Genomic DNA, 23240 nt, shown 5'->3' on the forward strand with positions numbered 1-23240 from the left:
GATGGGTCAAGGAAGGCTTCGACCCTGCCGGGTTCCTCAACCCCGGCGTCTTTTCGCTGAGAGGGCTTGAAAGTGAGTAAAATGAACGGCGCGCAGTCCCTGATCCGCACGCTCGTCGACGCCGGTGTGGACGTCTGTTTCTCCAACCCTGGCACCTCGGAGATGCACTTCGTCGCCGCGCTCGACACCGTGCCCGAGATGCGCGGTGTGCTCGGCCTGTTCGAAGGCGTCGTCACCGGCGCCGCGGACGGCTACGCGCGGATCGCAGGCAAACCGGCGGCCACACTGCTGCACCTGGGCCCCGGCCTCGGGAACGGGCTGGCGAATCTGCACAACGCGCGTCGTGCGCACACCCCGATCGTCAACGTGATCGGTGATCACGCGACCTACCACAAGCAGTACGACGCCCCGCTCGAATCGGACATCGAAGCCGTCGCCGGTTCGCTCGAAGGCTGGATCCGCCGCTCCGAGCACACGAAGGACGTCGGTGCCGACGCCGCCGCGGCGGTCGCGGCCTCCCAGGACTCCCCCGGACAGGTGGCGACGCTGATCCTCCCCGCCGACGCGTCCTGGGGCGAGGGCGGCGAGACCTGCGCGCCCATCCCGCCGCGGATCCCGCAGGTCGTCGACACGACGAAGGTGAAGACCATCGCCGAACTGCTGGCCGGCGATGAGCCGGTCGCGCTGCTCGTCGGTGGCAGCGGCTGCCGCGAGGCCGGTCTGCGCGCGACCAGCCGGATCGCCGCCGCGACCGGGGTGAAGGCGTTCGTCGAAACATTCCCTGCCCGGCTTGAGCGTGGCGAAGGCCTGCCGACGATCGAGCGGCTGGGCTATCTCGCCGAGCAGGTCGAGTACCAGCTCGACGGGATCAAGCACGTGATCGTCGCTGGGACGAAGGCGCCCGTGTCGTTCTTCGCCTATCCCGGCAAGGCGAGCGACCTGGTGCCCGAAGGCGCACAGGTCCACGTGCTGGCCGAAGTCGGGCAGGACGTCCCGCGCGCCCTGAACGACGTCGCGGACCTGGTCGCCGCCGAGACGGAACCGGTACTGCAAGAGGCCTCGCGGCCCGCATTGCCGTCCGGCCCGCTGACGCCGCAGAACTGGGTCGAGGTGATCGGCGCGCTGCTTCCGGAGCGCGCGATCATCGCGGACGAGGCGAACACTTCCGGTCTGCTGCTGCCCGCCGCGACCGCGGGTGCGCCGCGGCACGACGTGCTGACGCTGACCGGTGGCGCGATCGGTTACGGCATGCCCGTCGCGACCGGAGCGGCCGTCGCCGCGCCGGACCGGCCGGTGATCAACCTGCAGTCCGACGGCAGCGCGCTGTACACGATTTCCGCGTTGTGGACGCAGGCGCGGGAGAACCTCGACGTCACCACGGTCCTGCTGAACAACCGCGCGTACGCGATCCTGCGGCTGGAGTTGCAACGCGTCGGCGCGGACGCCAGCGGCCCCAAGGCGAACGAACTGCTCGACCTCTCACGGCCGGACATGGACTTCGTCAAGATCGCCGAGGGCATGGGTGTCCCGGCGACACGGGCGACGACCGCGGAGGAGCTGGCCGAGCAGTTCCAGCGCGCGATCGCCGAACCGGGACCGCACCTGATCGACGCGATCGTTCCGACGCTGTTCTGAGCCGGGCGCGCTAGCGGACCGACGCGACCAGCGGTTCGGGCTGGCGTTGCTTCGGGACGAAGGCGGTCAAGACGAGACCCAGGAGTGCCGCACCGGCGGCGACCACGAAGCTAAGCCTGAACCCCGCCGCGGACGGAACGGAGACCCCGCCGACGGTGATCGCCAGCGACGCGAGCATGGTCGCCATCACCGCGCTGGACGTCGACGTGCCGACGGAGCGCATCAGCGAGTTCAACCCGTTCGCAGACGCGGTTTCGGTGACCGGGACCGACCCCATGATCAGCGCGGGCATGGCCGCGTAGGCGATGCCGACGCCACCACCGATGATGATCGACGCCGTGATCAGCTCGAAAGCGTTGTCCATCAACGCGGTCGCGAAGATGTACCCGGTCGCGATGGTGGTGGCGCCGACCATCAGCGTCGTACGCGGGCCGTAACGCTCGATGAGCCGGGCCGAAACCGGCGACAGCATGAACATGACCAGCCCGTTCGGCGCCAGGCAGAGCCCGGCCTCCACCATCGTCAGGCCGAGGCCGTAGCCGGTCGACCCTGGCGCCTGCAGCAACTGCGGGAACGACAACGCCATCGAGTACAGCGCGAACCCGATCATGATCGACGCGAGGTTGGTGAACAGCACCGGACGCCGCGCGGACACGCGCAGATCCACGAGTGGATCTCGGCGCCGCAACTGGTAGGCACCCCAGACCAGCAGGATCACCACCGCGATCCCGGCGAAGCCGAGGGTACGACCGCTGCCCCAGCCCCATTCGCCGCCCTTGACGATCGGCAGCAGCAGGCAGACGAGTCCGGCTGTCAGCCCCAAAGCGCCGAGGTAGTCGAACGGCGCGGGTGTCTTCAGCGGCGACTCCGGCACCACGAACAGGATCAGCAGGCCACAGACGAGCCCGAGCCCCGCCGACGCCCAGAAGAGGACGTGCCAGTCTGCGTTCTGCGCGACCAGCGCCGACACCGGGAGCCCGATGGCGCCGCCGACGCCGAGCGTCGAACTCATCACCGAGATCGCGGCTCCGACACGTTCCGGGGCGAGCTCGTCGCGCATGATGCTGATCCCCAGCGGGATCGCGCCCATCGCACAGCCCTGCAGACCCCGGCCGACGACCATCAGTGCGAGCGAACTGGTCAGCGCGGACACCACCGAGCCGACGACCAGGAAGCCCAGGCTGATCAGCAGCAACCTGCGTTTACCGTAGAGGTCGCCGAGCCTGCCGCTCACCGGCATCACCACGGCCCCGGCGACCAGGGTCACCGTCACCACCCACGACGCGTCGGACGGGGTCGCGTTGAGCAGCCGCGGAAACGACGGAATGAGCGGTACGACCAGCGTTTGCATGAATGACGCCACCAAGCCACAGGTGGCGAGCACGACGACGAAGATCCTGGGCGAAGGTGCCCGTCCGACCGGTTTCACCTTGCGCGTCCCATGATCCGACCTTACACAGCACCACCCTCCTGAGTGAATGATTGACCGACGGGATCACAACCAGGTGCGAACCCCACCGTGCCCGGAACAGGTACCGCGGCGATTCTGGCTGTAGCTATAGGAACCGTCCTTGCAGAGGGCTGTCGCACCGTCTGCCGCACCAGGTCCGCTCGCCGGCCGATGGACACAGACACCGTCGGTGTTGCGGTAGTGGTCGCTTCCGCATTCCGCCAGATTCGGCGCTTTCGCCGTGGGTGTCGTCTTTGGCCGTGTTTTCGACGGCACCGGATCGACCTGCTTCGGCACGTCGACCGCGGTCGTGGTCGGCGGCACGAACTGCTGAAGTGTCGGCGTCGGCGTCGGCGTGGCCGTGGTCGTGGTCGGCGTCGGCGGTGCCCAGCTACTGGTCGGCGCCGATGACGTCGGCAGGCTGCTCTCTGACGTGACCCGTCCGGCGGGCGCGGTCTCCACCCCGCAGCCTCCGGCGACCAGAAGCCCGATCGCCAGTGCCATGCCCAGCTTCGTTGTTCTCTTCGACATAACGGCCTCCCCGGCACGTGGTAGTGCCGCGTAGTCGGGAGATCGTTCGCCGGTGTTACCGCCGGAAGAGAACTAGGGCGTGTTTCGCAAGTCTGTTCGATGGGCTTCGTGATCCAGGTGGTTCCTGGCAGCACGGGCGGATCGCCCTCGTACCGGGTCGCACTCGGGCGTATCCGCCCGTGCCGTCAGGGACCGCCTGGGCGCGAAGACCGCGAACCTGACTTGCGAAACACGCCCTAGTCGACCATTGTGCCGCAACTGATGTTCAGTGCCGTCGCGGTCATGCTGCGTGCATGGTCCGACGCGGCGAAGGCGGCGACACGGGCGACGTCTTCGAGTGATGCCGTCCGCTTGAGCATCGTCGCATCGACCATGTCACGGATCGCGTCGTCGAGTCCGGCGCCTGCCGGGATCGTCTCCGGGATCCCGCCGGTACGCAGGGTCACGACACGGATGCCGTGCGGTCCGAGCTCGCACGCCAGCCCTCGTCGCAACGCCTCCATCGCGCTGAAGGCGACCTGCAGCCCACCGAGGTGATATCCCGGCAATGGATCGCCGTCGCCGCCGAACATCAGGATCACTCCGGACCCCTGCTCGATCATGTGCCGGGCGGCCGCCCGCGCGGTCAGGAAATTCGTCTGAACCGCCGTGCGCACCGGGCTTTCGAAGTCCGCCAACGACATTTCGACCAGCGGGGTGCCCTGGACGTCGTTGTGCGTGATGACGTTCATCGAGATGTCGACGCTGCCCGCCGAGGCAGCCACTGAAGCGGCATGCTCGTCGATGGCCGCTTCGTCGAGCGCGTCGAACTCCGCTGTTCCCGCCTTCCCGCCCGACTCCCGGATTTCGTCGGCCAGCGCGTCGAGTTTCTTCAGCGTTCGGCCGACGAGGTGGACTGTCGCACCCTCCCTGGCGAATCCGCGGGCCACCGCGCTTCCGATCCCGCCCGCGGCGCCGTAGATGATCGCGTTCCTGCTTTCGAGCAACATCGGATCCTCCTACTTCCCGTCCAGTGTGATGAGCCCTTCAGGCATTCCGTCCAGATGGACGTCGACCCACAGCGGGAGCCAGCTGTCGATCTCGTGGAATCGACGCAGTTCCGCCAAACCGCTGAGCCAGCCCATCCACGAGCCATAGGGCGGCTTCTCCTCAGAGAATCCACTTTGGACGAAGGTCAGCTTCGTCCCGCCACCGGAGTCTTCGAGTTCCCAGGTTGCGACGACGCCGTCCTGGTACGCGAGAGACATCCTGGAGTCGGGCACCAGATCGACGATCTTCGCCGGATACAGGTCCTTTTCCAGCGAACCCATCGCCCAGCGTCCGCCGACGTGGTTCTCCGCCTCGATCCGGGCGCCGAACCAGCGCGTGAACACGGCGGGATCGGCGATCGAGGCGTAGACCTCCCCTCGCGGTGCGTTGATCCGCACTTCTTCGCTCATCAGCGGGGAAGTGAGGTCGCAGCGGGCCGTGAGCGGACGTCCCTCGACGTGATCGGCGAGGTTCGCCACGGACAACGCCCAAAACGTGTACATCATGCCGAGCGGTGAATCCGGGTCGGCGAGCATCGCGTCGTAGGCAGGCAGACCGGTCTGGCTGAACGACAGGGAGGTGGCGTCCCCGTCTTCCGTCAGCGCGATCTCGACGACGGTCTCCGTCTCTTCGACGGTCCAAGCGAACCGCAGGACGTTGTCCTCGGCCAGTAACAGCCGCTGACGATCGCCCGCCGGCGTGTACCGGCCCCAGAACTCGTACCGGGACGGCAGGTCGACTTCCGCGTGCTCGGAGAGCCAGGTGCGCAGCGCACCGGGGTCGAGCAGCGCGTGCCAGACCTTGTCGATCGGCGCGCGTACGCGCACTTGGAATATCGTCGGTTCAGTCACGGGCATCTCCCTTCGGGTAGCAGGCCACGGCGAGTTTGAAGGCGTCGCCTTCCGCTCCGCCGTAGCGAGTGAACAGATCCTGCAAAGTCGTCTTCAGTTCGTCGAGGAACTCTTGGCGCCGCTCCGGTTCCACCCGGATCTCGCCGGAGACGCCGATCGACGGCAGCTCCGGCGCGGCCCTGTCGAGCGCGGCGACGTCCGACTGGACCTCCTCCATGAGATCCACCAGATAGCCGAGACTCAGTTCGTCTCGCGCCGCACGCGGGCCGATCCTGCCGACCAGCCCTGGCGACAGCCAGTACGAACGCGCGCTCGCCTGGTACACGCCCTCACTGACGGCGCGCACCTTCCGCTCCGACACCTGCTTCACGAGCCCGGCTTCCACCAGGCGTTTCACGTGGTAATAGACCCGCTGCGGCGTCTGGTCCAGCACCGCCGCCACCTCGGTGCAGGACCGCGGCTCCGCCAGCTGCCGCAGGACGTCCACCCGCTGCGGCTTCAGCAGCGCCTCCGCCTGCTCGAGCCGCTCCAGGTACTCCACATTCTTCATGGCGCCACATCCTCGATCACAAAAATCAGTTTGAACGTAAAAATGAATTCTGTCAATCGGCTGGATCGCGCTACGCTCGACCCGTGGCGATCCTTCGGCGGTACGCGGCGGAGCTCGCGATCACCCTGACGGTGCTCGCGAGCTCCGTCGCGGTCTCACTCGGCGAAAGCGCGGAACCGCCGCGCAACGCCGTCCTCGGCTGGGTCTGCGCGGTACTCACCTGCGCCGCGCTGTTCCTGCGCCGCCGTCATCCGCTCCCCGTCGCGATCTTCACCGCGGTGTGCTGCGCGATCTACTACCCGCGCACCGATCCCGACGGCTTCGTGCTGCTCGCGTTCGCCTTCGCGCTGTACAACAACGCCTCGACCGGACGGATCCGCAGTTCGGCGGTCGTCGCCGCGGCCGCGATGGGCGGCGTCGCGGTCGGCGAGGCGCAGGCAGGCGCCGCGCGGCAGGTGGACAATTTCGCCTTCCTGCTGATGACGGGCTGGTTCATCGCGCTGGTCGCGGTCGGAGCCGTGACGCACTACCGCCGCGAGGCCGAGCGCACCAAGGAGGCCGAGGCACAGCGAAGGGCCGCGGACGAAAGGCTCCGGATCGCGCGTGAACTGCACGACGCCCTCGGCCACAACCTGACGCTCATCAACGTCCAGGCGGGCGCGGCACTGCACTGTTCGTGCTGGTGGTCGTCGGGTTGTCGGCGTTGCTGCTGATGGTCGTGTTCCGCTCGATCCTGATCCCGCTCAAGGCGGCCGTGCTGAACCTGCTGAGCATCGGCGCCGCGCTCGGCGTGATGACCGCGGTGTTCGGCGACGGCCTGTTCGGCGCGCAACCGGGACCGATCGAGGCGTTCGTACCGGTGCTGATCTTCGCGATCGTGTTCGGGCTTTCCATGGACTACGAGGTGTTCCTGGTGTCCCGGATGCACGAGGAATGGCGACGCACCGGCGACGCGCGCCACGCCGTCCGCCAAGGACTCGCCTCCACCGGCGGGGTGATCACGGCCGCGGCGGCGATCATGATCGTGGTGTTCGGGGCGTTCCTGCTCAACCCCGATCGGATGCTGGCGCAATTCGGTCTCGGGCTGGCTGTCGCGGTGCTGGTGGACGCGTTCGTGATCCGCTGTCTCGTGGTGCCCGCGGTGATGCGGCTGCTCGGGGAACGCGCGTGGTGGCTGCCGCGCTGGCTGGACCGGCGGTTGCCGCACGTGGCGCTGGAACCGTCGTCCCGCTGACCCCGGACGACAGGAAAGGCCCCTTCATCGCGGATGAAGGGGCCTTTCCTGTCACGCGCTTATTCGTAGATCTCGCCCTTCGCGGCCTTCTCGACCAGCGAAGCGGGCGGGGTGAAGTGGTCGCCGTAGCGCTCGGCCAGCTGACGCGAGCGGTCGACGAAGCCCTGCAGGCCACCCTCGTACTGGTTGATGTACTGGATGACACCACCGGTCCACGCCGGGAAACCGATACCGAAGATCGAGCCGATGTTGGCGTCGGCGACGGTGGTGAGCACGCCCTCGTCGAAGCACTTCACGGTCTCGAGCGCCTCGGCGAACAGCATCCGCTCCTTGAGGTCCTCGAACGGGACCTCGGCGCTGCCCGACTTGAACGCGTCGCGCAGGCCCGGCCACAGACCGGTCCGCTTGCCGGCCTCGTCGTAGTCGTAGAAGCCCGAACCGGTGGAGCGGCCCTTGCGGTCGTGCTCGTCGAGCATCTTGTCGATGACAGCCTCGGACGCGTGCGGCGTCCAGGTGCCACCGGCCGCCTCGATCGCTTCGCGGGTCTCCTTGCGGATCTTGCGCGGCAGCGTCAGGGTCAGCTCGTCCATCAGCTGCAGCGGCGGGGCCGGGTATCCGGCCTGCGCACCGGCCTGCTCGATCGACGCGGGCTCGACACCCTCGCCCAGCGCGGCGACGGCCTCGTTGATGAAGGTGCCGATGACGCGCGAGGTGAAGAAGCCGCGGCTGTCGTTGACGACGATCGGGGTCTTCTTGATCTGCAGCGTGTAGTCGAAGACCTTCGCCAGCGTGGCGGGCGAGGTCTTCTCACCGCAGATGATCTCGACCAGCGGCATCTTGTCCACCGGCGAGAAGAAGTGGATCCCGATGAAGTCCTCGGTCCGCTGCACGCCCTCGGCGAGCGAGGTGATCGGCAGCGTGGAGGTGTTCGAGCCCAGCACGGCGTCCGGGTTGACGAAGCCCTCGATCTCCTGGAACACCTTGTGCTTCAGCTCGACGCTCTCGAAGACCGCCTCGATCACGAAGTCGACGCCGGCGAAGTCCTCCGCCTTGTCGGTCGGCTTGATCTTGGCGAGCAGCGCGTCGGACTTCTCCTGCGTGGTCTTGCCGCGGGAGAGAGCCTTCTCCTCCAGCTTGACCGCGTAGCCCTTGCCCTTTTCGGCGCCTTCGAGCGTGACGTCCTTGAGCACGACGTCGATGCCGGCCTTCGCCGAGACGTACGCGATCGCGGCGCCCATCATGCCCGCGCCGACGACGCCGACCTTCTTGGCCGTGTACTTCTCGAAGCCGTCGGGCCGCGAACCGCCGGAGTTGATGCTCTGCAGGTCGAAGAAGAACGCCTTCGTCATGTTCTTCGAGACCTGGCCGGTGGCGAGGCTGATGAAGTAGCGCGTCTCGACGGTGATCGCGGTGTCGAAGTCGACGGTCGAACCCTCGATGGCCGCGGCCAGGATCGCCCGCGGGGCCGGCATGTTCGCGCCCTTGATCTGCTTGCGCAGGTTCGCCGGGAACGCGGGCAGGTTCGCCGCGAAGCTCGGGTTCGACGGGGTGCCGCCGGGGATCTTGAAGCCCTTGACGTCCCACGGCTGCACGCCGCCCTCGGGGTTGGCCTTGATCCACGCCTTCGCGGCCGGGACCAGTTCCTCGACGGTGCCGACGAGCTCGTGCACCAGACCGAGCTCGAGCGCCTTGGCCGGGCGGTGCCGCTGGCCCTGCAGCAGCACGTTCAGCAGCGCGCTCTGGATGCCCAGCAGGCGCACGGTGCGGACCACGCCACCGCCGCCGGGAAGCAGGCCGAGAGTGACCTCGGGGAGACCGATCTGGCTGCCCTTGACGTCGGCCGCGATGCGGTGGTGCGTCGCGAGCGCGATTTCGAGGCCGCCGCCGAGCGCGGCGCCGTTGATGGCGGCCACGACCGGCTTGCCCAGCTGCTCGAGCCGCCGCATCTGGCCCTTCATCAGGCCGCTGCTCTCGGTGATCTCGGCCGCGTTCTCCGGCTTGGCCTTGATCAGGTCGTTGAGGTCACCACCGGCGAAGAAGGTCTTCTTGGCCGAGGTGAGGACGACACCGGTGATGCTGTCCTTCTCCGCTTCCAGGCGGTCCACGACCACGCCGAGCGACTCGCGGAAGTCGGCGTTCATCGTGTTGGCGGACTGCTTCGGGTCGTCCAGGGTGAGCACGACGATGCCGTCGGAGTCCTGCTCCCAGCGGATGGTCTTCGCTTCAGTCATTGTCTCTTCCTCAGACCCGCTCGATGATGGTCGCGACGCCCATGCCGCCGCCGATGCACAGGGTGACCAGGGCGCGGCGCGCCTGACGACGCTCCAGCTCGTCGACGACGGTGCCGACCAGCATCGCGCCGGTGGCGCCCAGCGGGTGCCCCATCGCGATGGCGCCACCGTTGACGTTGACCTTCTCCTCGTCGAGGTGCAGGTCCTTGATCCACTTGAGGACGACCGAGGCGAAGGCCTCGTTCAGCTCCCACAGGTCGATGTCGTCCGGGGTGAGACCGGCGATCTTGAGGACCTTCTCGGTGGCCGGGGTCGGGCCGGTGAGCATGATCGTGGGCTCGGAGCCGACGGTCGCGGTGGCCACGATGCGGGCGCGCGGGGTCAGGCCGAAGTCCTTGCCGATCTGCTCGTTGCCGACCAGGACGACGGCGGCGCCGTCGACGATGCCGGACGAGTTGCCGCCGGTGTGGACGTGGTTGATGCGCTCGACCGAGTGGTACTTCTGCAGCGCGACAGCGTCGAAGCCGCCCAGCTCACCGATGCCGGCGAAGGCGGGCTTGAGCTTGCCGAGGCCCTCGACGGTGCTGCCGGGGCGGCGGTGCTCGTCGTGGTCGAGGATCGTGACGCCGTTGATGTCCTTCACCGGGACGACGGACTTCGCGAAGTAGCCGCCGGACCAGGCCGCTTCGGCCTTCTCCTGCGAACGCACGGCCCACGCGTCGACGTCCTCGCGGGAGAAGCCCTCGATGGTCGCGATCAGGTCGGCGCCGGTGCCCTGCGGGACGATGTAGTTGTCGTACGCGGTGGCGGGGTCCATGAACAGCGCGCCGCCGTCGGAGCCCATCGGCACGCGCGACATCGACTCGACACCGCCGGCGATGATCAGCTGGTCCCAGCCGGAACGCACCTTCTGAGCGGCGGTGTTGGTGGCTTCGAGGCCGGAGGCGCAGAAGCGGTTCAGCTGTACGCCCGCGACGGATTCGGGAAGACCCGCGTTCAAGGCCGCGGTGCGCGCGATCACGGCGCCCTGCTCACCGACCGGGGACACCACGCCGAGGACGATGTCGTCGATCACGGCGGGGTCGAGGTTCGGGTGCCGGACCTTCAGTTCCTCGATGAGGCCGACCACGAGATCGACCGGCTTGGTGCCGTGGAGGGCACCGCCCTTGTTCTTGCCGCGAGGCGTACGGATCGCCTCGTAGATGTAGGCCTCGCTACTCACAGAAAAACTCCTCCGCAGTACGGCGCTGTCTCAGAGATGCACACAGCCGGATCGTACCGGCCAGTAACCATGCTAATGGTCATTAACATAAACCGCGATAACCCCATGGTGTCAATGGGTTGCGATGCACGCAACCGGCGCTATCGTGTGTTCACCTATGGATCACCCGACCGAGCGTTCCCCGCGACCGCGCGACCGTAAGGCCCAGCTGGCAGGCCTCGCCGCGGAGCTCTTTCGCGCCCGCGGGTTCCACGGCGTCGGCATCAACGACATCGCCGCCGCGGCCGGGATCACCGGACCCGCGCTCTACCGGCATTTCGCGGACAAGCAGGCGGTGCTGTCCTACGTCGTGCTGTCCGGCATCGACGACATGGAGAGGGCGACCACCGAGACGCTGTCCGACGTCGACCTTCCGGCTCCCGCCCAGGTCAACGCCCTGTTGGGCACCCTCGCCGCACAGGCTGTGGAGCGGCGCGAGGTCGCCGCGCTGTGGCGCTGGGAGGGCAGGCACCTGCCCAGGGAAGGCCGCAGGGAGATCCGCCGCCGGTCCGGCGCGGTGCTCGAAGCGTGGTCCAAGGCGCTGCTCGCGCTGCGTCCCGAACTGACCCCCGACGACGCCGAACTGCTGTGCTGGGCGGGACTGAGCGTCTTCGGCAGCGTGTCCGTCCATCACACGTCCGTGGCGAAGAAACGCTTCGCGCAGATCCTCGTGCAGCTGGCGGAGTCGGTGCTGCATGTCACACTGCCCGAGCCCGCCGAGCCGCCGGAAGAGGCGTCGTCGATCGCGCTCGGCGAGCCGTCCCGCCGCGAACAGATCCTCGCGGCCGCGACGGAGCTGTTCGGGCAACGCGGCTTCCGCGCGGTGAGCATGGAGGAGATCGGCGCTGCGGCCGGGATCGCCGGGCCCAGCGTGTACCGGCACTTCCCCAGCAAGGCCGCGCTGATGGTGGCGATCGGGCATCGCGCGGCCGACAGGCTGGCGATCGCCGCGGAACGCGCGTTGCGGACCGACGACGAGCGTGACGCGCTGCGCAGGCTGGCCGCGTCCTATGTGCACACCCTGCTGCACACGCCCGAGCTGCTGGTGTCCTTTTCCGGCAGCCCCATGGAGCTGCCGGAACGCGACAAGGCGGATCTGATCCGGGTCCAGCGGGACTACGTCGCGCGTTGGATCGCGCTGGCCTCGGAAGTCCGCCCGGAACTGAGCCTGCGCGAAGTGAAGATCACCGTGCACGCGGCACTGACGGTCGCGAACGACCTCGCGCGCACCCGCCGCGTCAACGGCAGGCCCGGCATCGAAGCCGAGCTGACGACGCTGATGCACGCCGTCCTGAAGGTCAGCTCTCAGTAAACTCGGGGGTCCCGCAAAGGCGGGCGGTGCACGATATGCGCGTGCCCACGAAACGCGGCCCGCATCTGGTGACCAGGGAAGAAGACCACAAGGTCACCACGCTGGAGCTCTTCTTCGACCTGGTCTTCGTCTACGCCATCACCCAGACCACGCAGCTGATGGCCGATCACCTCACCCCGCTCGGCATCGGGCAGGGCGTGGCCATGATCGCCGTGCTGTGGTGGTGCTGGTGCTCCTACGCCTGGCTGGCCAACACCATCCACGTCGACCGGGGTGTCACGCAGCTGGTGATGTTCGCCGCGATGGGGACGATGTTCCTGGTCTCGCTGACCATCCCGGAGGCGTTCACCGACCTGCCCGGCGGCCTGTACGCGCCGCTGATGTTCATCGGCTGCTACTTCCTCGTGCGGCTGCTGCACCTGATCGCCTACTTCGGCGCCGCACGACACGATCCGGCGCTGCGCAAGGTACTGCTGAAGATGTTCGTCGGACTGCTGCCGAGCGTCACGCTCCTGACGGTCGCCGCGTTCTTCTCCGGCTGGGTGCAACTCGGCATCTGGGCCATCGCCCTGCTGATCGACTACCTGAACGTCTTCCGGACCCGGTCCTCGGACTGGCGGCTGCACCAGCCCGGCCACTTCGCCGAGCGGTTCGGGCTGATCGTGATCATCGCGCTCGGCGAGTCGATCGTGGCGATCGGCATTGGGATCAGCTCGTATCCGATGTCGTGGCCGATCACGCTGGCCGCCGTCTTCGGGCTCGTGCTGGCGTCCGCGATGTGGTGGGTGTACTTCGCCGTCGTCGCGCATGTCTCCGAGCACAACCTGAAGCGCGCGGAGGGTGTGGAGCGGGTACAGATCGGGACGGACACCTACACGTTCCTGCACCTCCCGCTCATCGCCGGGATCGTGCTCGTGGCGCTCGGACTGAAGAAGTCGCTGCTGTACGTGTCCGACACCGAACACCACAGCCTCTCCGACGGCCTGCACGGGACGCCGATCTGGGCGCTGACCGGCGGGCTCGCGCTGTACCTGATCGCGTTGAGCGGGCTGCGGCGGCGGAACCTGGGCGCGTGGAACGTGCAGCGGCTGGTGCTCGGGGTGCTCCTGCTGGCCGCGACGCCGTTGCTGGAACTGGTGCCGGCGATCGTGCTGGTGGGCATCGTGGCGGTGGCCGCGGTAGGGCTGGTGACCTTCGAGCGACGCAAGGTCGTGAGGCCGCTAGCCGCCGGCTCGTGAGTGGCAGGCCGGTTACCACGGGCTCGGAAGCGTCGCGAAAGCCACTTTCGGGACACCTGACGTCCCGAAAGTGGCTTTCGCGACGTCGGCGGAGGCAAGCGAGCGTTCGGTCCGGCAGTCGCCGCCGGCTCGCCAGGAGGCGCAAGGTCGTGAGTGATTCGGGTCGTTCTGACGAGCCAAATCACTCACGAGCGTGACGTTCGCCTCCCCCGTGGTGGCGCATCCTCCTGAAGGGAGTTAACCTACTCACGAGTAGGTAAGCGAGGCAGGGAGACTCACCGTGGGTGCGCCTAGGAAACGAGACGCGATGGGCCTTGGCCTGTCCGCGCTCACCCGGCTGGCCGGGAGCAAGGTCATTGAACGGGCCGGACTTCGGAAGCCCGTGCAGAACCTGGTCAGTGCCGGGACGCGCAACGGCTTCCGGGTCGCGGGCGCGGCGGGACGGACGTTCAAATCCGCCCAGAAGCTCGGCAAGCCCGCGCGGCTCGCGCCGGCCGAGGACACCGGACTGTTCGATCTCACCCCGAGTGAGGATCAGCAGCTCATCGTCGAGACCGTGACGGAGTTCGCGGCCGAACAGCTGCGGCCCGCCGCGGCCGACGCCGACGCGAAACTCCAGGCCCCCGAAGGCCTGCTGAGCCGCGCCGCCGAACTCGGCATCTCGCTCGTCGGCATCCCCGAAGATCTGGGCGGCGTCGGCACCGAGCGGTCGGTCGTCACGAACGCGCTGGTCGCCGAGGCTCTCGCGCACGGCGACCTCGGGCTGGCGGTCGCGGTGCTCGCGCCGTCCGCGGTCAGCACCGCGCTGGTGGCCTACGGCGACGAGCAGCAGCAGGCGGACTACCTGCCCGCGTTCGTCGGGGAGAACGTCCCGGCCGCGGCGCTCGCGCTGCAGGAGCGCACGGCGTTGTTCGACCCGTTCAAGCCTGCCACCAAGGCTCGCCGCACGCCGAAGGGCTACCAGCTCGACGGCGTGAAGTCGCTGGTCCCGAGGGCCGCGGACGCCGAACTCTTCATCGTTTCGGCCGACCTTGAAGGACGCGGCCCCGCATTGTTCCTGGTGGAGTCGTCCAACTCGGGCGTCACCATCGAGACCGAACCGGCGATGGGCCTGCGCGGCGCGGCGACCGGGAAACTGCACCTGGAGAAGGTCGCCCTGCCCGCCGGAGCGCTGCTCGGCGGCGGCAAGGCCGAGGTCTTCACCGAGGTCGTCCGGCTCTCGCGGCTCGGCTGGGCCGCGCTGGCCGCCGGTACCGCGAAGGCCGTCCTCGACTACGTGGTGCCGTACGTCAACGAGCGCAAGGCTTTCGGCGAACCGGTGAGCCACCGGCAGGCTGTCGCGTTCTCGGTGGCCGACATCGCCATCGAGCTGGAAGGACTGCGGCTGGTCGCGTTGCGCGCCGCCGCCCGCGCCGAACAGGGCAAGCCGTACGCCCGCGAGGTCGCGCTGGCCAGGAAGCTGGCCGCCGACAAGGGAATGCAGATCGGCAGCGCCGGGGTGCAGCTGCTCGGCGGGCACGGCTTCGTCAAGGAGCACCCGGTCGAACGCTGGTACCGCGACCTCCGTGCCATCGGCGTGATGGAAGGCGCCGTCCTTCTCTAGGACTTTCGAAAGGCAATCATGATCAACCTTGAGGTTCCGAAGAAGGCCGGCACGCTGATCAACCAGGCGTACCAGGCCGCGGCCGAGGTGTTCCGGCCGATCTCGCGCAAGTACGACCGCGCCGAGCACACCTATCCGGCCGAACTGGACATGTTCGCCGCGCTGCTGGACGGGCTGAACTCCTCCGGTGAGGGCGGCGCGGGCGCGGCGGGTGTCCGCCGGTCCGAGAAGAACGAGAAACCGGGCAACCGCAACGGGTCCAATCTGAACATCGTGCTCGGCACGATCGAGATGTGCTGGGGCGACGTCGGACTGCTGCTGTCCATGCCGCGCCAGGGTCTCGGCAACGCCGCGATCGGCTCGGTCGCCACGGACGAGCAGCTCAAGAAGTTCTCCGGGCTGTGGGCCGCGATGGCGATCACCGAACCGGACTGCGGTTCGGACTCGGCCGCGATCACCGCCACCGCGCGCCTGGACGGCGACGAGTACGTGATCAACGGCGAGAAGATCTTCGTGACCGCCGGTGAGCGCGCCGACGCCGTCGTCGTCTGGGCCACTCTGGACAAGACGAAGGGCCGTGCGGCGATCAAGTCGTTCGTCGTCGAGAAGGGCACGCCCGGCTTCGAGGTGGTGCGTGTCGAGCACAAACTCGGCATCCGCGCCTCCGACACCGCTGTGCTGCGCTTCGAGAACGTCCGTGTGCCCAAGGAGAACCTGCTCGGCACGCCGGAGATCGACACGGCCAAGGGTTTCGCCGGGGTCATGCAGACCTTCGACAACACCCGTCCGCTGGTCGCCGCGATGGCCATCGGCGTCGCCCGCGCGGCGCTGGAGGAGACCCGGAAGATCCTGACCGGCGCCGGGGTGAGCATCGACTACGACAAGCCTGTCCACAGTCAGCACGCGGCGGCCGCCACGTTCCTGCAGCTGGAGGCCGACTACGAAGCGGCGTACCTGCTGACCATGGAATCGGCGTGGATGGCCGACAACCGCAAGCCGAACTCGCTGCAGGCCTCGATGGCCAAGGCGAAGGCGGGGCGGTCGGTCGTCGAGATCACGCTGAAGTGTGTCGAGCTGGCCGGGACCTTGGGCTACACCGAGGAATCGCTGCTGGAGAAGTGGAGCCGCGACGCGAAGATCCTCGACATCTTCGAGGGCACGCAACAGATCCAGCAGCTGATCGTGGCGCGCCGGATCCTGGGCAAGACGTCCGCCGAACTCAAGTAGCCGTGAAGGGGCCCGTGCAGCTGCACGGGCCCCTTTTTTGTTTATTCCCAACAGAATGACAACACCATCAAGTGAACCGCCGGGGCGGCCGGACAGAGGTACTCTCGAACCTTCCTGTGACCGCCAAGGCCGGAGTCGCGATGAGGCTCGCCGCTCGACAGCAGCTGTCCCCCGCCGCGCACTGGGGCCTCATCGTCCTCGGCGTCACGGTCGGCTACTTCGTGGCGGGACAGATCGGTATCCAGTGGGCGATCGTGCGGGAGCAGATCTCACCACTGTGGCCGGCGGCCGGGGTGGCGCTGGCCGTGCCGATGCTGCTGGGACGGCGGTTCTGGCCGGGGATCTTCCTCGGCGCCCTCCTGACGAACATCGCCCTCGGCCCCTCGCTGGTCACGGTCCTGGTGATCTCGTCGGGGAACACGATCGGGCCGATGCTGGCCTACGCGGTGATGCGAAGGCTGGGTTTCCGCAACGAGCTCGACAGGCTTCCCGACGCCGTTCTCCTGGTGGCGGTCGGGGCGGCCGCGGGCACGGCTGTCAGCGCCGTGCTGGGCACCGGCGTGCTGGTCTTCAGCGGCGCGCTGAGCCCCGGCAGCTTCTGGGCGACGGCGCTCGTGTGGTGGACCGGCGACGCGATGGGTGTCCTGACGATCACGCCTCTGCTGCTCCTGGCACCGAGGTTCCGCCTGCCGGCACAGGTTCCCCTCGCCCGGTGGGGTGAGGGTGTGGCGCTCGCGTTCTGCGGGCTCGGTACGGCGATCGTCGCGGCCGCCAGTACGTCCAAGCTGTTCCTGGTCTTCCCTGTGCTCGTCTGGGCGGCGTTGCGCTTCCGGCAGGCCGGGGCGCTGCTGTGTTCCTTGTGCGTCTGCACCTTCACGGTCTTCGCCGCTGTACGCGGGTACGGCCCCTACGGTTCCTACGAACTGGTCACCCGGATGCTGCACGTACAGGCCTTCGACGCCACCGTCGGGATGACGGCGCTCGCGTTGTCCACGGTCGTCCTGCAACGCGACCGCGCGACCGCCGAGATCACCGACGCCTGGCGCCAGATCACCGAAATGGTGGACATGATCGCGCCACGCCAGTCCCTGCGGAGCGCGATGAACACCGAGCGCAAGAACGACGAAATCGCAGACTGAGGCTCAGGCGGCCTGCTCGTCGAGGAAGCTGTCGAGGTAGCGCCACGTGGTCCCGCGCGCCTTCCGGCCGGTGAGGACGCCCAGGTGCCCGCCCGGCGCGGTCTCGAAAGTCACCGACGGCGAGTTGTCCAGCAGGCCGGTGAGCCGTTCGACGGCCGCGCGCGGGGCGATCGTGTCGTTCTGCCCGGCGATGATCAAGGTCGGCACCTTGACCCCGGACAGCGCGATGATGCGGCCGTTGAGGTCGACCGTGCCCTCGGCGAGGTCGTTCGCGCGGAAGAACCGATGGTAGATCTGGCCGAACGTCCGCCCCGGATAGGCGATCATGTTGTCCATGAAGTGGTCGACGGCCTCGATCTGCGCCAGGTAGTCCCGGTCGTCGAGATTCTTCAGGATCGCGAGGGGTTTGGTGATCTCCTTGCTGATCCCGGTCGCGCGGAAGACACGGCTGACCAAATAGGACGGCGCGCCGCCGAGCACGCGATAGATCGGGGTCAGCAGGTGACCGCCGGTGAGGTCCACCAGCGGGCGGAACGGGGCGATCAGCGGGATCGCGGTGAAGTCGAACGGCGAAGCGATGGTGGCGATCGACTCGATCGGCAGATCGGGCTGGTCGGCGGTGGTCAGCAGGGAGAAGATCCCGCCGAGGCACCAGGCGACGACGTGCACGCCCTGGCCGCCGGAATCCTCGCTGACCTTGCGGATCGCCCGCGGGAGGACCTCTTCGATCCAGTGCTCGATGCCGAGACGCCGGTCCGAGAAGGCGACGTTCCCGTAGTCGACCAGGTAGGTGTTGCGGCCGCCTTCGACCAGGTGCTCGGCGAGGCTGCAGCCGCGGCGCAGGTCGAAGCACAGCGCCGGCGCGGCCAGTGGCGGCACCAGGAGCACCGGCGGGCCGTCCACCGGCTTCCCGCTGGTGCGCAGCCGGTAGACCGACCGGTTGGGACCCTGGTCGATCAGGACACGCGGAACCGGGCGGAGATCGGCGACACCACCGTGCAGCACCTTCCCGACGACGTTCGACGCGGCGGCGGCGAGCCGTGCCGGGGGTGTGGCCATGAGGTGCCTCCTGAGGAATCAACGCGGTAAGACGCAATCTTGCCGCGTGCGGTCGCGTGACTCAACACCGCGGCCGTCACAGGCCGTCCATTTCGGACAGTGGCTAGGCCGTACGAGTTAAGAATCAGCGTCTTTCTCCGCCGCCGGAGCACTGCGCGCGGCACGCGATTCGTACTCCGCGCGAGCACTGGAATGCGTTGCGGAGGACAAAATCTTGTCGCCTCCGAGCGCGCGAAGCAGCCCTTCGCCGAGGCGGCGCGGGAGCAGCCGTGTGATCCTGCCCATGGCGTCCAGCGATGCGGGAACGAAGACGTCGAACTTGGGACGGCGCAACGCATCGACAATGGCCCGCGCCACATCTTCTGGCTGCACCGACTTGAAGAACCTGGCTTCGCCGAGCCCGCTCGCCAGTTCCGTGCGCACCACGGCAGGCATCACGCACGACACCAGCACACCGGTTCCATGCAATTCCAGATGCACCGATTCCGACAAACCGACGACGGCGTGTTTCGTGGCGCAATAAGTGGCGGCGCCGGGGAAGCCCGCCTTCCCCGCCATCGAGGCGATGTTGACGATGTGGCCGGTGCCACGCGGGCGCATCCGCTTCACGGCTTCCCTGGTGCCGTGGATGACCGCGTGGAGGTTGATCTCAAGCAGCCTGCGGGTCGCCGCGTCCTCCTCTTCGTCGAGCGGCGCGAGCGGCATGATGCCCGCGTTGTTGATCAGCACGTCGATCGGGCCGACGCGCCGCTCGACCTCGTCGAGGAACTCGGTGAAACCCTTCGTGTCGGTGACGTCGAGCGGCAGCGCCTCCGCACCCAGTCCGGCCGCGGTCTTCTCCGCGAGGACCTGGTCCAGGTCGCCGATGACCACCTTCGCGCCGAGCCGGGAGAGCGCCGTCGCGGTACTGGCGCCGATGCCCTGCGCCGCTCCGGTGATCACGACGACCTTGCCTGCCAGGGAACGTTCACGTTTGGCCATGGGAGCTCCTCTGCGACTTCGCGGGGCACTGTTGGCAACCTGTCAACTATGGTGCACCCGAAGCCGCGCGGACGCCAGTCCTACGGACGCTGCTCGAAGACCTGCCCGATCCAGCCGTTGACGTCGAAACGCTCTGTCGGCTTGAAGCCCTGGCTCTCGTAGTAGCGCTGCAGATCACCGTCGCCGCCGGCCCAGCAGTCGACCCGCACCAGGCCGATACCGCGTTCCCGCGCCTCGGCCAGCGCGAACTCGATGAGCCGCGAGCCGACCCGGTGCCCGGTGAAGCGCCGCGACGTCAGCAGCAGGCCGAGGTAGATCTCAGGCTCCTCGACCGGCGAAACGTGCGGAAACCGGTCACCGAGGATGATCGCCCCGGCCGCTTCGCCGTCCACCTCGGCGATGTACAGCCCCGGCCCGTCGGCCATCCCGCGGACCCGCTCGACCCGCTTCGGGATCGTGGACCACGGCTCGGCCCCCCACTGCCCCTCGCTACCCCGGCTCGCCAGCCACGCGACGACCTCGTCGAACATGTCCAGCAGCGGTTGAAAGTCCCCAGAACCACCCTCGCGGATGACGAAATCGCTCATGCTTCCGTTCTACAACATCGTGAGCACACGCGGGGTTCAAGTACATGAATGCCCCCTTCCGGTACCTAGGCGCAAGGAAGGGGGCCTTCATGTACTTCTGCGGCGCGTCAGGCGACGCCGAGGTGCCGCGCGATCAGCATCCGCTGCACCTCCGAGGTCCCCTCGCCGATCTCCAGGATCTTCGCGTCCCGGTAGAACCGGCTCACCGGGAATTCGTTCATGAAGCCGTACCCGCCGAAGATCTGCGTCGCGTCCCGCGAGTTGTCCATGGCGGCGTTCGACGCGACGAGCTTCGCGATCGACGCCTCCTTCTTGAACGGCTCGCCGCGCAGCATCTTCGACGCCGCCGCGTAGTACGCCAGCCGCGCGGTGTGCGTGCGCACCTCCATGTCGGCGATCTTGAACTGGATCGCCTGATACTCGCCGATCTTGTGCCCGAACGCCTCACGTTCCTTCACGTACTTCAGGCATTCGTCGACACAGCCCTGCGCCAGCCCGACGCTCAGCGCGGCGATCGCGACCCGGCCTTCGTCCAAAATGGACAGGAACTGGGCGTAGCCGCGGCCGCGTTCGCCGACCAGGTTCTCGGCCGGGACACGGACGTCGTCGAACGAGAGCTCGTGTGTGTCCGAGCAGTTCCAGCCGACCTTGGAGTACTTCGGCGCGACGGCGAAGCCCGGCGTGCCGGACGGCACGATGATCGCCGAGATCTCCTTGCGCCCGTTCTCCTTCACATCGGTGACGGCGGTGACCGTGACCAGTTTCGTGATGTCGGTGCCGGAGTTGGTGATGAACGACTTGCTGCCGTTGATCACCCAGGTGTCACCGTCGAGTTTCGCGCGCGTGCGGGTGGCGCCCGCGTCCGAGCCGCCGCCGGGTTCGGTGAGCCCGAAAGCGCCGAGGGCGGTACCCGCGCACAGCTCGGGAAGCCACTTTTCCTTCTGTTCCGCGGTGCCGAACCGGTAGATCGGCATGGCACCGAGGGAAACCCCGGCCTCGACGGTGATCGCGACCGACGAGTCGACCCGCGCGAGTTCCTCCAGCGTCAGGCACAACGCGAAGTAGTCGCCGCCCATGCCGCCGTACTCCTCGGGGAAGGGCAGGCCGAACAGGCCCATGTCGGCCATCTTCGCGACGATCTCGTACGGGAACTCTTCCCGCTCATACAGGTCTCCGATGACCGGGGCGACCTCGGAGCGCGCGAATTCCTCGACCGTCTTGCGCAGCGCCTCGTACTCGTCATCCAGCCGAAAGTCGATCATGAGTCATCCTTTTGGGGTGTCACAACGGCTACCGTCTCGTCCAGCGCGACCTGTTGGCCCGCCCGGACGGGGAGTTCGCTGACCACGCCGTCGATCGGCGCGGTGATCGTGTGTTCCATCTTCATCGCCTCGACGACCACGAGCGGCGTCCCGGCGCTCACCACGTCGCCCGCCGCGGCCTTGACCACGAGCACGGTGCCCGGCATCGGGCTGGTGACCGGTCCGGCGCCGCCCGCGGCACCGGCGGCCGACCGCAGCTTTTCGCGCTCGCCGATCGCGAAGCTGTGACCGTCACGCGCGAGCCACACGGTCTTCCCGCTCCCGGCGGCGTGCCGGTACCGGTGGAAACCGTTGGGATGCCGGACTTCCAGCAGATCACCCTCGCGCCGCGCGGAGACACGGACGGCTTCGGCGCCGTCGACGTTGAGAACGCTGACGAGCGCGTTCGCCGGAGTGCCCTGCACACGCACGACGGCTTCGGAACTTCCCGACTTCAAAGCGAAGTCGATCCCGCCGGACGCGCCGAGCCGCCAGCCGTCGGGAACGTCCCACGGATCGATGACCGCTCCCTGCGGCTGCAAGGAAAGCAGCCTGTCGAGCGCGGCGGCGACGAAGAATTCCGGCGGAACCTCTTCGGAGACCAAAGTGGACAGCTGCCGGTCGACGAGACCGGTGTCGAGCTTGCCGTTCCGGACATCGGTGTCCGACAGGAGTCCGCGCAGGAAAGCGACGTTCGTACCGAGGCCGAGCAGCGCGGTGTCGGCGAGCGCCAGGTCGAGCCGGTGCAGCGCGGCCGCGCGGTCCGGTCCCCAGGCGATGACCTTGGCCAGCATCGGGTCGTAGTTCGATCCGATGACAGCGCCCTCGCTCATCCACGAATCGACGCGCACGCCCTCGCCGGACGGTTCGTGGACCGCGAGCACGGTCCCGCCCGTCGGGATGAATCCGCGAGCGGGATCTTCGGCGTAGACACGGGCTTCGACGGCGTGCCCGTCCAGCCGGACGTCGTCCTGCGAAACGGTGAGCACGTCACCGGCCGCGATCTTGACCTGCCATTCGACGAGATCGAGTCCGGTCACCAGCTCGGTCACCGGATGCTCGACCTGGAGACGCGTGTTCATCTCCATGAAGAAGAACTCGTCCGGCGCCTTGGCCGACACGATGAACTCGACCGTTCCCGCGCCGACGTAGCCCACCGAGCGCGCGGCCTCGACGGCGGAAGCGCCCATCTTGGCGCGGGTGGCTTCGTCCAGCAGGACCGAAGGCGCCTCTTCGATGATCTTCTGGTGCCGTCGTTGCAGACTGCATTCGCGCTCGCCGAGGTGGATCACGTTGCCGTGGGTGTCGGCGAGCACCTGGATCTCGATGTGGCGCGGTGTCGTGACGAACCGCTCCATGAGCAGCGTGTCGTCGCCGAAGGAACCCTTGGCCTCACGGCGGGCGGACTCGATCGCGGCGTCCAATTCGGACAGTTCGGTGACCAGCCGCATCCCCTTGCCGCCACCACCGGCGGACGGCTTGAGCAGCAGCGGGAACCCGACCTTCTCGGCCGCGGCGGCGAACCCGCCCTCGGGAATGTCCACATCGGACGCGCCGGGTACGACCGGGACCCCGGCCGACGACACGGTCGCCTTCGCGCGGATCTTGTCGCCCATGGCGTCGATCGCTTCGACCGGCGGGCCGATGAAGACCAGCCCGGCCTCGGCGCAGGCGCGGGCGAATTCCGCGTTCTCCGCGAGGAAACCGTAGCCGGGGTGGACAGCCTGCGCGCCCGTGTCGAGCGCCGCCTGGACGATCGCGGGAATGGACAGATAGCTTTTCGCCGCTTCGGCGGGGCCGATACGGACAGCCGTATGCGCCTCGCGGACGTGCCGGGCGTCGGCGTCCGCGTCGCTGTACACCGCGACCGAGCGGATGCCGAGCCCCTGCAGCGAACGGATCACCCGGACGGCGATCTCACCGCGGTTGGCGACCAGAACCGTGTCGAACATGCTCACATCCTGTGTTTTCCGGCGGCGCGTGGGTTTCTGTCGCACGCAGCGCGCCGGCTTCGGCCAAGT

General features: G+C 68.0%; 19 protein-coding genes and 1 pseudogene. 8 read left to right on the top strand and 12 right to left on the bottom strand.

Translation table 11 applies throughout. The features are described 5' to 3' along the window. Positions 1 to 81: 81 nt before the first annotated feature. Entirely contained in the window at positions 82 to 1635 is a 1554-nt protein-coding gene (locus AMYAL_RS0110550) for an acetolactate synthase large subunit (protein WP_020631274.1), read from the top strand. Positions 1636 to 1645: 10 nt separating this feature from the next. Here the strand turns inward: AMYAL_RS0110550 and AMYAL_RS0110555 are convergent, their stop codons facing one another. The 5 genes from AMYAL_RS0110555 to AMYAL_RS0110575 all read right to left on the bottom strand — a co-directional run bounded on the left by AMYAL_RS0110555 (position 1646) and on the right by AMYAL_RS0110575 (position 6046). Then, complete coding sequence (locus AMYAL_RS0110555) at positions 1646 to 3064, bottom strand: MFS transporter (protein WP_020631275.1); 1419 nt, start codon at positions 3062 to 3064, stop codon at positions 1646 to 1648. A gap of 66 nt (positions 3065 to 3130) precedes the next feature. Next, positions 3131 to 3616 (bottom strand): DUF3761 domain-containing protein, encoded by a 486-nt coding sequence (locus AMYAL_RS0110560; RefSeq protein ID WP_167336146.1) that lies wholly within the window; start codon positions 3614 to 3616, stop codon positions 3131 to 3133. Between the two features lie 236 nt (positions 3617 to 3852). Then, positions 3853 to 4605, bottom strand: a complete 753-nt coding sequence (locus AMYAL_RS0110565) for an SDR family NAD(P)-dependent oxidoreductase (protein ID WP_020631277.1) — start codon at positions 4603 to 4605, stop codon at positions 3853 to 3855. Between the two features lie 9 nt (positions 4606 to 4614). Beyond that, positions 4615 to 5496: an SRPBCC family protein gene (locus AMYAL_RS0110570; RefSeq protein WP_026466937.1), complete on the bottom strand. Its 882-nt coding sequence runs from the start codon at positions 5494 to 5496 to the stop codon at positions 4615 to 4617. Beyond that, positions 5489 to 6046, bottom strand: a complete 558-nt coding sequence (locus AMYAL_RS0110575; RefSeq protein WP_020631279.1) for a winged helix-turn-helix domain-containing protein — start codon at positions 6044 to 6046, stop codon at positions 5489 to 5491. Before AMYAL_RS0110575 ends, AMYAL_RS0110570 begins: the two co-directional genes overlap by 8 nt. An 83-nt stretch (positions 6047 to 6129) precedes the next feature. Here AMYAL_RS0110575 and AMYAL_RS51050 point away from each other — a divergent pair, with 83 nt between their 5' ends. Further along, a complete protein-coding gene (locus AMYAL_RS51050; protein ID WP_020631280.1) occupies positions 6130 to 6759 on the top strand; it encodes a histidine kinase in 630 nt (209 codons plus the stop codon). After that, positions 6717 to 7280 (top strand): annotated as a pseudogene (locus AMYAL_RS0110585) (MMPL family transporter); the annotation flags it as partial. The gene AMYAL_RS51050 and the pseudogene AMYAL_RS0110585, both read left to right, overlap by 43 nt. Before the next feature lie 59 nt (positions 7281 to 7339). Here AMYAL_RS0110585 and AMYAL_RS0110590 read toward each other — a convergent pair. Both AMYAL_RS0110590 and AMYAL_RS0110595 read right to left on the bottom strand, forming a co-directional pair. Then, positions 7340 to 9511, bottom strand: a complete 2172-nt coding sequence (locus AMYAL_RS0110590; protein ID WP_020631282.1) for a 3-hydroxyacyl-CoA dehydrogenase NAD-binding domain-containing protein — start codon at positions 9509 to 9511, stop codon at positions 7340 to 7342. Positions 9512 to 9521: 10 nt separating this feature from the next. Beyond that, complete coding sequence (locus AMYAL_RS0110595; RefSeq protein ID WP_020631283.1) at positions 9522 to 10733, bottom strand: acetyl-CoA C-acetyltransferase; 1212 nt, start codon at positions 10731 to 10733, stop codon at positions 9522 to 9524. A 157-nt stretch (positions 10734 to 10890) separates the two neighbouring features. Between AMYAL_RS0110595 and AMYAL_RS0110600 the strand changes: the two genes are divergently transcribed. The 5 genes from AMYAL_RS0110600 (at position 10891) to AMYAL_RS0110620 (ending at position 17291) form a co-directional block, all read left to right on the top strand. Beyond that, positions 10891 to 12084 (top strand): TetR/AcrR family transcriptional regulator, encoded by a 1194-nt coding sequence (locus tag AMYAL_RS0110600; RefSeq protein WP_020631284.1) that lies wholly within the window; start codon positions 10891 to 10893, stop codon positions 12082 to 12084. 35 nt (positions 12085 to 12119) lie between these two features. After that, entirely contained in the window at positions 12120 to 13322 is a 1203-nt protein-coding gene (locus tag AMYAL_RS0110605; protein WP_020631285.1) for a low temperature requirement protein A, read from the top strand. Between the two features lie 307 nt (positions 13323 to 13629). Then, positions 13630 to 14925, top strand: a complete 1296-nt coding sequence (locus AMYAL_RS0110610) for an acyl-CoA dehydrogenase family protein (RefSeq protein WP_020631286.1) — start codon at positions 13630 to 13632, stop codon at positions 14923 to 14925. A gap of 18 nt (positions 14926 to 14943) precedes the next feature. Beyond that, a complete protein-coding gene (locus AMYAL_RS0110615; RefSeq protein WP_020631287.1) occupies positions 14944 to 16152 on the top strand; it encodes an acyl-CoA dehydrogenase family protein in 1209 nt (402 codons plus the stop codon). A 140-nt stretch (positions 16153 to 16292) separates the two neighbouring features. Continuing rightward, positions 16293 to 17291: an MASE1 domain-containing protein gene (locus AMYAL_RS0110620; RefSeq protein WP_051137659.1), complete on the top strand. Its 999-nt coding sequence runs from the start codon at positions 16293 to 16295 to the stop codon at positions 17289 to 17291. A 3-nt stretch (positions 17292 to 17294) separates the two neighbouring features. On the opposite strand, the gene AMYAL_RS0110625 is transcribed toward AMYAL_RS0110620, so the two are convergent. The 5 genes from AMYAL_RS0110625 to AMYAL_RS0110645 all read right to left on the bottom strand — a co-directional run bounded on the left by AMYAL_RS0110625 (position 17295) and on the right by AMYAL_RS0110645 (position 23171). After that, entirely contained in the window at positions 17295 to 18350 is a 1056-nt protein-coding gene (locus tag AMYAL_RS0110625) for an alpha/beta fold hydrolase (RefSeq protein WP_020631289.1), read from the bottom strand. 117 nt (positions 18351 to 18467) lie between these two features. After that, positions 18468 to 19331: an SDR family oxidoreductase gene (locus AMYAL_RS0110630; protein WP_020631290.1), complete on the bottom strand. Its 864-nt coding sequence runs from the start codon at positions 19329 to 19331 to the stop codon at positions 18468 to 18470. An 80-nt stretch (positions 19332 to 19411) separates the two neighbouring features. Further along, positions 19412 to 19918, bottom strand: a complete 507-nt coding sequence (locus AMYAL_RS0110635) for a GNAT family N-acetyltransferase (RefSeq protein ID WP_020631291.1) — start codon at positions 19916 to 19918, stop codon at positions 19412 to 19414. Positions 19919 to 20025: 107 nt separating this feature from the next. Continuing rightward, entirely contained in the window at positions 20026 to 21180 is a 1155-nt protein-coding gene (locus AMYAL_RS0110640) for an acyl-CoA dehydrogenase family protein (RefSeq protein ID WP_020631292.1), read from the bottom strand. Further along, positions 21177 to 23171 carry an acetyl/propionyl/methylcrotonyl-CoA carboxylase subunit alpha gene (locus AMYAL_RS0110645; RefSeq protein WP_020631293.1) on the bottom strand — a complete coding sequence of 665 codons (1995 nt, stop codon included), beginning with the start codon at positions 23169 to 23171 and terminating at the stop codon, positions 21177 to 21179. The genes AMYAL_RS0110640 and AMYAL_RS0110645 overlap by 4 nt, the downstream gene beginning before the upstream one ends. Between the last annotated feature and the right edge of the window lie 69 nt (positions 23172 to 23240).

Origin of the sequence: Amycolatopsis alba DSM 44262, assembly GCF_000384215.1 — a bacterium.
Classification (GTDB): domain Bacteria; phylum Actinomycetota; class Actinomycetes; order Mycobacteriales; family Pseudonocardiaceae; genus Amycolatopsis; species Amycolatopsis alba.